At 69.1% G+C, this 13,733-nt stretch carries 11 protein-coding genes and 4 tRNA genes; 1 reads left to right on the top strand and 14 read right to left on the bottom strand.

All coding sequences use genetic code 11. The features are described 5' to 3' along the window. Positions 1-93: 93 nt before the first annotated feature. From rpoB to CHAN_RS01660, 14 genes are all read right to left on the bottom strand, one after another. Positions 94-3,582: a DNA-directed RNA polymerase subunit beta gene (gene rpoB / locus CHAN_RS01725; protein ID WP_048740248.1), complete on the bottom strand. Its 3,489-nt coding sequence runs from the start codon at positions 3,580-3,582 to the stop codon at positions 94-96. A gap of 348 nt (positions 3,583-3,930) precedes the next feature. Next, positions 3,931-4,983 carry a cell envelope lipid trafficking protein PgfA gene (gene pgfA, locus CHAN_RS01720; RefSeq protein WP_065421436.1) on the bottom strand — a complete coding sequence of 351 codons (1,053 nt, stop codon included), beginning with the start codon at positions 4,981-4,983 and terminating at the stop codon, positions 3,931-3,933. A 139-nt stretch (positions 4,984-5,122) separates the two neighbouring features. Beyond that, positions 5,123-5,509, bottom strand: coding sequence for a 50S ribosomal protein L7/L12 (rplL, locus tag CHAN_RS01715; RefSeq protein ID WP_048740052.1), 387 nt, complete (start codon positions 5,507-5,509; stop codon positions 5,123-5,125). 90 nt (positions 5,510-5,599) lie between these two features. Continuing rightward, on the bottom strand, positions 5,600-6,115 hold the full coding sequence (gene rplJ / locus CHAN_RS01710; RefSeq protein WP_048740050.1) for a 50S ribosomal protein L10: 516 nt from the start codon (positions 6,113-6,115) through the stop codon (positions 5,600-5,602). Positions 6,116-6,384: 269 nt separating this feature from the next. Next, entirely contained in the window at positions 6,385-7,167 is a 783-nt protein-coding gene (locus tag CHAN_RS01705; RefSeq protein WP_290291125.1) for a hypothetical protein, read from the bottom strand. Between the two features lie 118 nt (positions 7,168-7,285). Further along, on the bottom strand, positions 7,286-8,002 hold the full coding sequence (rplA, locus tag CHAN_RS01700) for a 50S ribosomal protein L1 (RefSeq protein ID WP_290291123.1): 717 nt from the start codon (positions 8,000-8,002) through the stop codon (positions 7,286-7,288). 96 nt (positions 8,003-8,098) lie between these two features. Beyond that, positions 8,099-8,536, bottom strand: a complete 438-nt coding sequence (gene rplK, locus CHAN_RS01695; protein WP_048740046.1) for a 50S ribosomal protein L11 — start codon at positions 8,534-8,536, stop codon at positions 8,099-8,101. A 213-nt stretch (positions 8,537-8,749) separates the two neighbouring features. Then, positions 8,750-9,718 (bottom strand): transcription termination/antitermination protein NusG, encoded by a 969-nt coding sequence (gene nusG, locus CHAN_RS01690; RefSeq protein WP_290291119.1) that lies wholly within the window; start codon positions 9,716-9,718, stop codon positions 8,750-8,752. A 159-nt stretch (positions 9,719-9,877) separates the two neighbouring features. Beyond that, the gene (gene secE, locus CHAN_RS01685) at positions 9,878-10,189 is read right to left on the bottom strand and encodes a preprotein translocase subunit SecE (protein WP_048740044.1); all 312 of its coding nucleotides are present in this window, start codon (positions 10,187-10,189) and stop codon (positions 9,878-9,880) included. A 38-nt stretch (positions 10,190-10,227) separates the two neighbouring features. Next, positions 10,228-10,300 (bottom strand) — tRNA-Trp (locus CHAN_RS01680). 76 nt (positions 10,301-10,376) lie between these two features. Then, positions 10,377-10,450, bottom strand: a tRNA-Met gene (locus CHAN_RS01675). A 53-nt stretch (positions 10,451-10,503) separates the two neighbouring features. Then, positions 10,504-10,579: transfer RNA gene (locus CHAN_RS01670), tRNA-Thr, on the bottom strand. Between the two features lie 360 nt (positions 10,580-10,939). Next, positions 10,940-11,024: transfer RNA gene (locus tag CHAN_RS01665), tRNA-Tyr, on the bottom strand. 130 nt (positions 11,025-11,154) lie between these two features. Beyond that, positions 11,155-12,204, bottom strand: a complete 1,050-nt coding sequence (locus CHAN_RS01660) for a polyprenyl synthetase family protein (protein ID WP_290291116.1) — start codon at positions 12,202-12,204, stop codon at positions 11,155-11,157. Positions 12,205-12,424: 220 nt separating this feature from the next. Here CHAN_RS01660 and CHAN_RS01655 point away from each other — a divergent pair, with 220 nt between their 5' ends. Further along, positions 12,425-13,705, top strand: a complete 1,281-nt coding sequence (locus CHAN_RS01655) for a geranylgeranyl reductase family protein (RefSeq protein WP_290291114.1) — start codon at positions 12,425-12,427, stop codon at positions 13,703-13,705. Positions 13,706-13,733: the final 28 nt, after the last annotated feature.

Here is a 13,733-nt window from a genome sequence, read left to right as displayed (position 1 = left end):
GGCAGTGTTCACGGGGTTTTCGTGCGTGCTGTGAATGTGCGTACTTGAATTGGGTTGTTTCGCGTGAGCATGGCGCCCGCGCCGGCACCGCGGTTAGGCGGTGTCGGCGTCGGAGCGCTCGTCGCGCGACAGGTTGATGCCCAGAGAGGCCGTGGCGTGGTCCAGCTCGTCGTCGTCGGTGGAGCTCAGCTCCACCGGGACGCCGTCGGCGGACAGCACCTCGACGTTGAGGCACAGCGACTGGAGCTCCTTCAGGAGCACCTTGAACGACTCCGGGATACCCGGATCCGGGATGTTGTCGCCCTTCACGATGGCCTCGTAGACCTTCACGCGGCCGACGACGTCGTCGGACTTGATGGTCAGCAGCTCCTGCAGGGTGTAGGCGGCGCCATACGCCTGCATGGCCCACACCTCCATCTCGCCGAAGCGCTGGCCGCCGAACTGGGCCTTGCCGCCCAGCGGCTGCTGCGTGATCATCGAGTACGGGCCCGTGGAACGCGCGTGGATCTTCTCGTCCACCAGGTGGTGCAGCTTGAGCATGTACATGTAGCCCACCGACACCGGGAACGGGAACGGCTCACCGGAGCGGCCGTCCATCAGCTGCGCCTTGCCGTCGGCGTTGACCAGGACGTCGCCGTCGCGGTCGGGGCGGGAGGACGCCAGCAGGCCGGCGAGCTCCTCGTTCTCCGCGCCGTCGAACACCGGGGTGGCCACCAGCGAGTCGGCCGGGACGTCGTAAAGCTCCTTCGGCAGGCGCTTCGCCCAGTCCGGGTCGCCCTCGATGGTCCAGCCGGCCTTCGCCAGCCAGCCGAGGTGGACCTCCAGGACCTGGCCGATGTTCATTCGGCGCGGCACGCCGTGCGTGTTCAGCAGGATGTCGACCGGGGTGCCGTCCGGCAGGAAGGGCATGTCCTCCTGCGGCAGGATCTTGCCGATGACGCCCTTGTTGCCGTGGCGGCCGGCCATCTTGTCGCCGTCCTGGATCTTGCGCTTCTGCGCGACGTAGACCCGGATCATCTCGTTGACGCCCGGGGCCAGATCGTCGTCGTCCTCGCGCGAGAACACGCGGACGCCGATGACCTTGCCGGACTCGCCGTGCGGCACGCGCATCGAGGTGTCGCGCACCTCGCGGGCCTTCTCGCCGAAGATGGCGCGCAGCAGGCGCTCCTCCGGGGTCAGCTCGGTCTCGCCCTTCGGCGTGACCTTGCCGACGAGGATGTCGCCGTCGCGGACGTCGGCGCCGATGCGCACGATGCCGCGGTCGTCGAGGTCCTTCAGCATGTCCTCGCCGACGTTCGGGATCTCGCGGGTGATCTCCTCGGGGCCCAGCTTGGTGTCGCGGGCGTCGATCTCGTGCTCCTCGATGTGGATCGAGGTGAGGATGTCCTCCTCCACCATGCGCTGGTTGAGGATGATCGCGTCCTCGTAGTTGTGGCCCTCCCACGGCATGAACGCGACGAGCAGGTTCTTGCCCAGCGCCATCTCGCCGTTGTCGGTGCCCGGGCCGTCGGCGATGACCTGGCCGGCCTCGACGCGGTCGCCCTCGTCGACGAGCGGCTTCTGGTTGTAGCTGGTGCCCTGGTTCGTGCGCTCGAACTTGCGCAGGATGAACGTGTGGCGCTGGCCCTCGTCGTCCATGACGGTGATGAAGTCGGCGGAGACGGTCTCGACCACGCCGTCGCACGGGGCGATGATCAGGTCGCCGGCGTCGTAGGCGGCGCGCTGCTCCATGCCGGTGCCCACGAAGGGGGCCTCGGCGCGCAGCAGCGGCACGGCCTGGCGCTGCATGTTCGCGCCCATCAGGGCACGGTTGGCGTCATCGTGCTCGAGGAACGGGATCATGGCGGTCGCGACCGACACCATCTGGCGCGGCGAGACGTCCATGTAGTCGACCTCGGTGGCGCGGACGACCTCGACGTCGCCGCCCTTCTTGCGGACGGGCAGCGTGTCGTTGACGAACTGGCCGTCGGCGTCGACCGGCGTGTTCGCCTGCGCGACGACGTAGCGGTCCTCCTCGTCGGCGGTCAGGTAGTCGACGTCGGTGGTCAGCTTGCCGTCGACGACGCGGCGGTACGGGGTCTCGATGAAGCCGAACGGGTTCACGCGGGCGTAGACCGACAGCGAACCGATCAGGCCGATGTTCGGGCCTTCGGGGGTCTCGATCGGGCACATGCGGCCGTAGTGCGACGGGTGGACGTCGCGGACCTCGAGGCCGGCGCGCTCGCGGGACAGGCCGCCGGGGCCCAGGGCCGACAGGCGGCGCTTGTGGGTCAGGCCCGACAGCGAGTTGTTCTGGTCCATGAACTGCGACAGCTGCGAGGTGCCGAAGAACTCGCGGATGGCGGCGGAGACCGGGCGGACGTTGATCAGGGTGGTCGGCTGGATCGACTCGACGTCCTGGGTGGTCATGCGCTCGCGGACGACGCGCTCCATGCGCGAGAGGCCGACGCGGACCTGGTTCTGGATGAGCTCGCCCACGGTGCGCAGGCGACGGTTGCCGAAGTGGTCGATGTCGTCGACCTCGACCGGGACCTCGCGGCCGTCGGGGGAGGTCATGGTCTTCTCGCCGTCGTGCAGGCGCACGAGGTACTCGATGGTGGTGGCGATGTCCTGCTCGGTGAGGACCATCTCGCCGACGCCGTCGCCGCCGAGACCCAGCTTGCGGTTGACCTTGTAGCGGCCGACCTTGGCCAGGTCGTAGCGCTTGGGCTTGAAGAAGTTGTTCTCGAGCAGGGCCAGCGCGGACTCGCGCGTCGGCGGCTCGCCGGGGCGCTGCTTGCGGTAGATCTCGAGCAGGGCCTCGTCGGTGTTGGCGACGCCGTCCTTCTCGAGGGTGGACATCATGATCTCGGAGAAGCCGAAGCGCTCCTTGATCTCCTCCGTGGTCCAGCCGAACGCCTTCAGCAGCACGGTGACGGGCTGGCGGCGCTTGCGGTCGATGCGGACGCCGACGGTGTCCCGCTTGTCGACGTCGAATTCCAGCCACGCGCCGCGCGACGGGATGATCTTCACGGAGTGCAGGGGGCGCTCGGTCGACTTGTCGATGGTCTCGTCGAAGTAGACGCCCGGGGAACGCACGAGCTGCGACACGACGACGCGCTCGGTGCCGTTGACGATGAACGTGCCCTTGTCGGACATCATCGGGAAATCGCCGATGAAGACCGTCTGCGACTTGATCTCGCCGGTCTCGCGGTTGGTGAACTCGGCCGTGACGTACAGCGGCGCCGAGTAGTTGATGTCCTTGTCCTTGCATTCGTCCACCGTGTTCTTCACGGAGTCGAACCAGGGGTCGGACAGGGTGAGGGACATCTTCTGCGAGTAGTCCTCGATCGGGGACAGCTCGTCAAGGATGTCCTCGAGTCCACTGGTGACCTGAGCCCCTTCGCCGAGTTCCTCCTGGCGGCGGGCGCGCCACTCGGGCGTGCCGATGAGCCATGCGAACGACTCACGCTGCAGATCGAGAAGACCCGGAACCGGAATCGGCTCGCTGATCTTCGCGAAAGAGTACCTCTTCGAAGCTCCGGGGATACCGGCCACTGCCTTGGTCTGGCGGGAGACTGCCAAGATGGGTCCTTCCAGCACCTCACGCGGGTGGGGCGCCGGCAACCGGTGGCGCGCCCTTCCGCTTGGTTTTAAGCGTTTGGTTTGCAGGAATCACACGGTAGCGGGCAGAGCCTCGACGACGATGCCGTCCGAGAATCGGGGAAGGATGCAAAGTACCAGTTCACAGGCTTTGCGACGCCCCCGAAGTCCCGGATGGCGCGTCAAGTGGGGACACTACGACACACCTAATTCCAGCGCAACGACTCAGCCTATACCATCGTCGGCCGCAAGTCCACCGGATATTGCGCGCGCGTGTCCGGCGGGTGTACGGGGCATGCACCCCGGGTTGCCGGGAAGGATGTTGCGGGAGTGCCGGGCCGGTCGGGGTCAGGGCCGGCGCGCTGGATTGCCGGCGCTCGTGCCCCGCTTTCGTGCACGGGCGTTCTCGCGTTGTGGGCCGCGGGGCCGTTCCCGGCCGCCTGAGCGGTCGTGGCCTTCGGGGCGCAGGGCGCCGACGACTCCGCCGAACGCCAAGATAGCACCGATCGTCAGAAGCGCAATCGACCACGCCCGCACCGGCGCCGTGTCCGCGACTTCGAGTGCCTGCTGCAGCAGCTTCGCCGACGCCTGATCGTCGATGCCGCCGGTGAAGCGCAGCAGCGTGCGCAGCCGCTCCCCCTCGCGGGTCTCCCACCGCAGATCCAGGTCCTCGTTGATGTCGACGACCATGCCGCTCTCGGGCTCGACCAGCCATTCGCGGGTGCCCTGGTACATGAGGAAGCCCGTCTTGTCGTCGACGTTGATCTGCGACAGGTTCGACCGGTACAGGGTGGCCAGGTTCGTCGGCGCGATCGTCTGCCGGTAGCGCAGGACCTCGTTGCCGCCGATCTCCTCGGTGCCCGCGAACTCGGCGGGCACGGTGCGGCGCAGGAAGTCGTCGAACACGGGGTAGGTTTCCTTCCCCGCGCCGGCGGGGAACTTCACCCAGTAGCCGTCGACGGGCACCTGGAGCGGCACGCCGGCCATCTGGTCGGTGAGCATCGCGGGGGCGAGGAACTGGCCGCTGAGGCGATCGACCGTGAACGTCCACACGGCGGCGTCGACGAGCTCCAGGATCGGGTCGGTGCCCATGACCTCCGGGGGCAGCTCGCGCGTCGTCGACGTGCCCAGTCGCACGGACACCTTCTTCTCGTCCGCCGGCGGGATCAGCTGCCCGTGGAACTGCCGCCGGATCGGGCCGAAGGCGTCTTCCCTCGATCCGTCGGGAAGCAATTTCGTGGACACGCCGTTTTCCGCCCGCAGCGCGTACGTCGTATCGGGCAGGTCCAGCGGGATCTTCGGGTCATCGGACACCAGCCGGGGCAGGAAAGCGCCGGCGGCGATCATCGCCGCGCCGAGCCCGATGATCAGGACGGCGATGATGCGCGAACGGGGAAGCATGCGCACCATCCTACTCAGCCGCCACTTCCCCACCGCATTTATGGCCGATGCAAATGAACCGGGCCCCGCCGGCATGCGGATGGCATGCGGGCGGGGCCCGGTGAAAAAGCTGGCGCGGGGATGCCGCGGCGCAGGTCCCTTACTTCAGGGAAACCTTGGCGCCGGCCTCCTCGAGCTTGGCCTTGGCGGCCTCGGCGTCGTCCTTGTTGGCGCCCTCGAGGATGGCCTTCGGGGCACCCTCGACGAGCTCCTTGGCCTCCTTCAGGCCCAGGCCGGAGACGAGCTCGCGAACGGCCTTGATGACGCCGATCTTCTTGGCGCCGGCGTCCTCGAGCACGACGTCGAACTCGTCCTTCTCCTCGGCGGCACCGGCGGCACCGGCGTCGGCGCCGGCGGCGGCGACGGCGACCGGGGCGGCGGCGGTGACGTCGAACTCGTCCTCGAACGCCTTCTTGAACTCGGTCAGCTCAACGAGGGTCATCTCCTTGAACGCCTCGAGCAGCTCCTCGGTGGTGTACTTGGCCATGATGTTTCTCCTGTGAAGTCATGTGCGGCGTGAACCGCGGGGTGCGGGCCGGCGCGCGGCCCGCGGTACGGGGTGTGTGGAGCCGGTGCTCTACTGCTTCTTCTCCTCGAGCGCCGCGGCGAGGCGGGCGACCGAGGAGGTGGGGGCATCGAGCAGGCCGGCGACGTTCGCCAGAACGCCATTGAAGGCACCGGCCAGCTTGGCCAGCGTGGTCTCGCGGTTGTCCATGTCCGCGAGGGCCTGGAACTGCGTGGCGTCCATAGCCGCGCCATCCATGTAGCCGCCCTTGATCACGAGGTTCTTGTTCTCCTCGGCGAACTTCTTGATCGCCTTGGCCGCATCGACGGCCTCGCCCTTGATGAAGGCGACGGCGGTCGGTCCGGTGAGGTGCTCGTCAAGACCCTCGACGCCCGCCTCGGCGGCGGCGAGCTTGATCATGGTGTTCTTGGCGACGGAGTACTTCACGTCGGCGCCGAGGGCGCGACGCAGCTCGGTGATCTCCGCGACGGACATGCCACGGTACTCGGTGAGAACGATGGCGGTCGACTCGTCGACGTCCTTCTTGATGGACTCGACGGCGGCCTGCTTAACGGCGTTTGCTGCCATGGGTACTCTCGCCTCCTTCCTGATATGTCGTGGGTTAGACGCCGGAACGGACGGCGGAAACGACGAACGCCCCGGGCGCAAAACGGCCGGGGCGCGAAGAAGGCGGCGGCACGGGGCCGACGCGGGCTTCACGACTCCAAGTCATCCTGCGCGGGCCGTCAGCGTTTGCGCTGAACCTTCATCCTGGTGGGCCAGGAAACCGGCGGTCTTCGGTGAAACTTGAGTCTCCGGCTTCCTCTGGGGAGCCGGTCAAACTTCATGGCGGTACGTTACACGCCGGGTGCGGAATCGCCAAAATCGTCGGGCCGGGTGGCCTGCCCCGGTCCCCCGCACCCGGGTTCCGCTCCGCCCGCGCCGCCGGATTCGCCGGCGGCTTCCTCCTCCTCCGAGGCCGCCTCCGCCGCGGCGGCTTCGGCGCAGATCTCCCGGTCCAGTTCCTCGGCGATGCGCAGGTCGTCGTTCTCGCGGCCGTCGATGGCGACCTCGACGTCGGCGAAAAAGCACAGCAGCTCGGGGTCTCCCGCCAGGAAGACGGCGTCGGCGAAGCGCCCGGGCAGCCGGGGCAGCGCCAGCGGGTGCGCGCCCGGCGCCACGGCATCGAGCACGCCCAGGCTCAGCTCCAGCGCGGTGACGAGCACCGGGTCCGCGCCTTCCGCGCGATCCAGGAGACGCTTGACGACGCTTCTCATTTCGATCGCATCCATCCGGCACAGCGCCCGCAGCATCCGCAGAGACACCACGCGCGCGGCATCATCTCCGCCGCGCGCACGTTCGACCGCCTCCTCCAGGAGCTCCGCCACCCGGGCATCGTCGCCCAGGCCAAGATGCAACTCCGCCAGAAACGGCAACGCCGCGACCCGCACGGTCGGCAGGTCGCGGACGTCGTCGTCGAACCCGGCCAAGGTCGCCTCGAGCTCGCCGAGGACGTAGCCGGTTCCGTCGTCGAGCTCCGCCAAGCGGAGGATCGCGCGGAGCGCGGAAGCCTCGTGGTCCCCGCGATCCCGTCGATCCCCTCGGGGGTCGCCCCCGGGATGGCCGGAACTGAAGTACATGCGGACGACGATAACGGCGGGGCCGACCGGCGGGGCGGGAATGACGAAAAACCCGGCCCGCGCGAAAACGCGCGGGCCGGGTCGAAAGCGGGTGTCCCCGCGGGGTTTCGGGGAGGGGTTACGCCTCCTCGGCGCCCGTGTAGTTCTTCACCACGGTGGTGTCGACCGGGATGCCCGGGCCGTTGGTGGAGGACAGGGTGATCTTCTTCAGGTACTTGCCCTTGGCCGCGGACGGCTTCAGGCGCAGCAGCTCGTCGATCAGCGCGCCGTAGTTCTCGGCCAGCTGCTCGGCGGAGAAGGAGGCCCTGCCGATCAGCGCGTGCAGGTTGGACGCCTTGTCCACGCGGAAGGAGATCTTGCCGCCCTTGACCTCGGTGATGGCCTTGGCCACGTCGGTGGTGACGGTGCCGGTCTTCGGGTTCGGCATCAGGCCGCGGGGGCCCAGGACGCGCGCGACGCGGCCGACCTTGGCCATCTGGTCCGGGGTGGCGATGGCGACGTCGAAGTCGGTCCAGCCGCCCTGGATCTTCTCGATCAGCTCGTCGGTGCCCACGAAGTCGGCGCCGGCCTCCTCGGCCTTGGTGGCGTTCTCGCCGGCGGCGAAGACGGCGACGCGGACGGTCTTGCCCGTGCCGTTGGGCAGGGAGACGGTGCCGCGGACCAGCTGGTCGGCCTTGCGCGGGTCGACGCCCAGGCGGATGGCGACGTCCACGGAGGCGTCGTACTTCTGCGAGGAGGTCTCCTTGACCAGCTTGGTGGCCTCGATCGGGGCGTAGATGCGGCCCTCGTCGATCTTCTCGGCGGCGGCCTTGTAGGCCTTGGACTGCTTGCTCATTGTGGTTCCAATCTTCTCGTTGGAGTGGTGGTGCGGGCCGAAGCGGGCCCTGCCACGGTCATGGGGTGCCGCCCCGGGGTGCGGGGCGGCGGGGAATTACTTGCCCTCGACGACGATGCCCATGGAGCGGGCGGTGCCGGCGATGATCTTCGCGCCGGCCTCGATGTCGTTGGCGTTGAGGTCCGGCTTCTTCTGCTCGGCGATCTCGCGGCACTGGTCCATGGTCACGGTGCCGACCTTGTCGGTGTGCGGGACGCCGGAGCCCTTCTGCAGACCGGCGGCCTTCAGCAGCAGCTTCGCGGCCGGCGGGGTCTTCAGGGTGAAGTCGAACGAGCGGTCCTCGTAGACGTTGATCTCGACCGGGATGACGTTGCCGCGCTGGTTCTCCGTGGCGGCGTTGTACGCCTTGCAGAACTCCATGATGTTGACGCCGTGGGCGCCGAGGGCCGGGCCCACCGGCGGCGCCGGGTTGGCCTGGCCGGCCTGGATCTGCAGCTTGATGACGGCCTGGATCTTCTTCTTCTTGGGGGGCATCGGGGACCTTCTTCCTTGTTACCGGGGTCGCCGCCGCGATGATGCCGGGGCTGCGGCGGCACCCGTCCGGATGCCGGCCGCGCACGGCCCAGCCACCGGGGATGAAAAAATTCGTCGCGCGCCGGTTGGCGCGCGACGAATGACGTTACCTGCAGCGGGCCCGTCGCCAAAATCGCCGTCGGGTGCGACGGCGGGGCGGCGGCCCAGTCCGCGCTAGGTGAGCTTCTCGACCTCGTCCAGGCCGAGCTCGACCGGGGTCTCGCGACCGAAGATGGACACCAGGGCCTTGATGCGGCCGGTGGCGGCGTCGATCTCGGAGATCGTCGCCGCGACGGACGCGAACGGGCCGGACAGGATGGTGACGGACTCGCCGACCTCGTAGTCGATGGCGACCTTCTCGTCCTCGACCTTCGGGGCGGAGGCGACGGACAGCTCGGCGTCGCCCTGGCGGTCGCCCTCGGCGGCGTCGGCGGTGACGGTCTCCTTGGGCATGAGGAACTTGGCGACCTCGCGGATCTTCACCTGGGTCGGGTGCCCCTCGGAGCCGACGAAGGAGGTCACGCCCGGGGTGTCGCGGACGACGGACCAGGACGGGTCGTCCAGGGACAGGCGGACCAGCACGTAGCCGGGGAGCAGCTTGCGCTTGACGGTCTTGAGCTTGCCGTCCTTGCGCTCCTGCACCTCCTCGATCGGGACGATGACCTCGTGGATCTGCTCTTCGACGCCGAGGGTCTGGGCGCGCATCTCCAGGTTGGTCTTCACCTTGTTCTCGTAGCCCGAGTAGCACTGGATGATGTACCAGTCGCCCTTGCGGCGCTTGAGCTCGCGCTGGAACTCGCGCAGGCGCTTGCGGTACTCGGCCTCGGGGTCGACCTCCTCGGCCTCGGCGGACTCGGCCTCGGAACCCTCGCCGGACTCGGCCTGGCCGGACTGACCCGCCTGGTCCGCCTCGTTCTCGATGCCCTGGCCCTCGGCGCCTTCGGCGACGGCCTCGGCGGCGTCGTCCGTGGCGCCCGCACCCTCGAGGCCCTCGGCCGCGTCCTGCCCCGCGCCTTCCGCGGCGGCGGTGGCGCCGGCGTCGACGTCGGTCTCCGCGGCTTCCTTGGCGGCGTCGATGATCGCGTCGCCGATGGGCCCGGTCGACCCCTCGGCGTCGGAGAAGATGTTCTGACCGTCGTTCATTCGGTGCGACCCTTCCTGTCAGTGCGCAGCGTGTGCGCCGTGTCCGTATGTCCCGCCGCCGGCCGGGGAAGCCGGGCTCCGCGGCGGGAACTGCAAAAGATAATCCCGCCTACCGCTTGGTGCGGTGGCGGGATGAAACATCGTTGCGGCGAGTATACCCTACCGCGTGAAAATCGACTGAACGCCCAGGCCGGCGAGAGCGTCGACGCCCCAGACCAGCGTGACCATGAAGACGAGGAACAGCAGCACGACGATGGTGTAGACCACCATCTGCCGGCCGGTGGGCCAGATGACCTTGCGCAGCTCGGAGATGACCTGCTTGATGAAGGTCAGGGGGTTGCGGGTGCCCAGCTTTTCGTCGTCGTTGCGCTTGACGGGGCGGCTGTCGCGCGCCGTGGTGGCGGGGGCACCCGAAACCTGGCGCTTGCCGGTGGGGCGCGCCGCTGCGGTGGTGCTCTTTTCCTCTGCCACGTCTCTCCTAGAAGGGGTTTCCGGCTTAAGGGGTATTGCAGGGGCGACAGGACTTGAACCTGCAACCTGCGGTTTTGGAGACCGCTGCTCTGCCAATTGAGCTACGCCCCTTCGTCGCCCGAAGTCCGGGCGACGGTTTCCCACCCTAGCACGCGGGCTAGCCGGGGATGGTGAACGTGGTCACCAGTAGCGATGGGGGGGATCGAACCCCCGACCTCACGATTATGAGTCGTGCGCTCTCACCATCTGAGCTACATCGCCCCAAATTCTTCCGCGGCGCCATTCCCGGGGAATGCAACTGCCGGACAAAAGAATGGAGCCCCCTGACAGAATCGAACTGTCGACCTTTTCCTTACCATGGAAACGCTCTGCCGACTGAGCTAAGGGGGCATGGCATCAAAGTTCGCGCTTGCGGTCTTGTGGACCCTCGGGCGCTCCCTGCGAAGCCGAGAGAAAGACTAACCCGACATCGCCGACGTACACAAATCCGCAGGCCACGGCGCAATTCCAGGCAGTTTTCCGCGCCGTTTCGGGGGCGCTTCGGGCCGCTTTGCGACGGTGCCCGTCCCCGGCGTCGCAAAGCAGCCCCCGGAGGGGGCGCCATGCGCGCGCGGAAGGCCCCCCGCTCCCCCGCCCGCTCCCCTGCCGAGGACACGGCCCGGGCACGGCCGAGGGGCATGCACGCAAAAGAACCCGCACGCAAAAGACCGGGGCCCGGATCACTGGTGTGATCCGGGCCCCGGTCGAAGCTGGTGCCAGATGATGGATTCGAACCAACGTAGGCGAAGCCGACGGATTTACAATCCGCTCCCTTTGGCCGCTCGGGCAATCTGGCGTGCACCCCGTGGGTGCGAAAGGAATGCTACCCAGAACTCTCTCCGGCGCCAAATCCGCTGGCAGGAGCGAAATCGGGGTGGAGGGGCGGGCAACCGGGAAGGGCGCCGAACCGACGCCCGACTGCGGTCCTACCCGACGCGCTCGACGGTGTACTCGGCGACGCGGCGCAGGGCGGCCTTGGCTGGGATGTCCGGCAGGTCGGCGATGACGCCGTCGGCCTCGTCCATCAGGTCGCGCACGAGCGCCAGGGCGCGCTGCGGGCCGGTGGAGCGCTCGAGGAGGTCGAGGGCCTCGGCCAGCAGATCGTCGTCGGTGATGGGGCCGACGAGGATCTCGCGCAGGCGATCGCCCACGGGCCCCTCCTCGCGCAGCGCGTAGAGCACCGGCAGGGTGAACACGCCCTCCCGGAGGTCGGTGCCCGGCGTCTTTCCGGACTGCGCGGAGTCGGAGGCGATGTCGATGATGTCGTCGACGATCTGGAAGACCAGCCCCACCAGGCCGCCGTAGCGGGCCAGAGCGGCGACGGTCTTGTCGTCGGCGCCGGCGTGCAGCGCCCCGAGGTACCCGGCGGACCCGATGAGAACGCCGGTCTTCTCGCGGATCACCTGCAGGTAATGCTCGACCTCGTCGGCGCCGTCGGGGCAGCCGATGGATTCGCGCATCTGGCCGGTGACCAGTTCGCCGAAGGTCTTGGCGAAGTGCGCGACGGTGTCGGCGCCCAGGCGGGCCAGCAGGCTGGAGGCGGTGGCGAAGAGGTAGTCGCCGGAGAGGATGGCCAGCGAGTTCGACCAGCGGGAGTTGGCGGACTCGACGCCGCGGCGCATGTCGGCCTCGTCCATGACGTCGTCGTGGTACAGCGTCGCCAGGTGGGTCAGCTCGATGACGGTGGCGGCGGTGATCACCTCGTCGGCGCGGGGGCGCGGCCCGAACTGCGCGGAGAGCATGGCGAACATGGGGCGGAACCGCTTCCCGCCGGCGTCGGCGAGGTGGCGGACGTGCTCCACCAGGAAGTCCTCGCCGCGGTTGAGCTCGCCGAGGAGCAGTTCCTCGCTGGCGCGCATGCCCTCGGTGACCACGCGCTCCAGCTCGGCGTCGCCGAGGTCGACGCTGGCGACTCTTTCGCCGCCGGTCCGCTGGATGCTCGGTGCGTCGGAAACGCTGGGTGCGCCGTTACGCATTCGGGTCCCGCCTCGATTCGGATCGTCGTCGGTTCATCGGTTCGTGGGCCTGCGCCGCAGCACCCGGGCTCCGCCCCATGCTCGGAGCATCGCCCGCGACGAACCCGTGGATATGCCGAACATACAGTAATCCACCGCTCGCCATGTCCAATCATCCGACCCCCGCCGGAGGCTCTCCCCCTGGCGGTTTCGCGAGGTCCGCCGTATAGCCTGGGACACCATGACCACGCAGTCGCCGATGCCGCAGCACGTCCCCTCCAGCGCCGATGTCGTGGTGGTCGGGGCGGGCCCGACGGGCGCCGCCGCCGCGGCGCATGCGGCGAACCGGGGATTGGACGTGCTGCTCGTCGACGCGCAGCGCTTCCCCCGCGACAAGACCTGCGGCGACGGGCTGACCCCGCGCGCCATCGCGGAGCTCGGGCGTTTGGGCCTGGATGACCGCGTGCTGTCGCGCACCCGCAATCGCGGCCTGAAGCTCCACGGGTTCGGCGGTTCCGTCACCGCACCGTGGCCGGAGGGCGAATTCCCGGCCGCCGGCTCCGCGGTGCCGCGCACCATCTTCGACGCGATGCTCGTCGACCATGCGGTGAGCTGCGGCGCGACGCTCCTGGACGGCTGCCCGGTCACTTCGGTGGAGCGGGGGCCGGGCCAGAGCGTGGCCGCGGTGAACCTGCGGCTTCACGACGGCTCGGCCCGGCGCGTGGCCGCTCGGTGGCTCCTCGTCGCCGACGGCGTGCGCAGCCCCGTCGGCAAGCAACTCGGCCGGACGTGGCACCGGGACTCCGTGTTCGGCGTCGCCGCCCGGTCGTACTGCTCCACGGTGCGCGAAGAGGAGTGGATCCACTCGGACCTGGAACTGCGGGACGACGACGGCGTCGCGCAGCCCGGTTACGGGTGGATCTTCCCGCTCGGCGGCGGCCGGGTGAACCTGGGCTGCGGCGCGCTGGCGACGTCGGCGCGGCCGGCGAAGGTGAACGTGAAGAAGCTGCTGCACCGTTACGCCGGGCAGGTCCGCGACGAGTGGGGCCTGGGCGAACCGGAGGCGGTGACCTCCGCGCTGCTGCCGATGGGCGGCGCGGTCAGCCACGTCGCCGGGCCGAACTGGGCGCTGCTCGGCGACGCCGCGGCGCTGGTCAACCCCCTCAACGGCGAGGGCATCGACTACGGCATGGAGTCCGCGCGCCTGGCCGTGGGGCTGATGTGCGACGTCGTCGGCGACCCCGACGGGCTGGCGCATTCGTGGCCGGCGATGCTGCGCGAGCACTACGGCGAGGCGTACTCCCTGGCCCGCCGCCTGGCCGCCGGCCTGACCGTGCCGTGGCTGCTGCCCACCGCCGGTCCGCTGACCCTCGGCGCCCCGTGGGGCGACGCCGTGATGGGTGCGGCCGCGCGTCTGATGGGCAACCTGGTCACGCCCGGGGACCGCGACCTCACCGCCCGCGTCTGGCGCGCGGCGGGCAAGGCGTCGCTGGCGCTGGATTCGCGCCGGCCCTGGAGCTGAGTGCGGCAATGCCGCCCCGGAGCTGAGC

The sequence above is a fragment of the Corynebacterium hansenii genome, from assembly GCF_030408795.1.
Classification (GTDB): domain Bacteria; phylum Actinomycetota; class Actinomycetes; order Mycobacteriales; family Mycobacteriaceae; genus Corynebacterium; species Corynebacterium hansenii.
The sequence above is the reverse complement of the archived record's forward strand: the minus strand, read 5'-3'. Positions and strand labels throughout refer to the sequence as shown.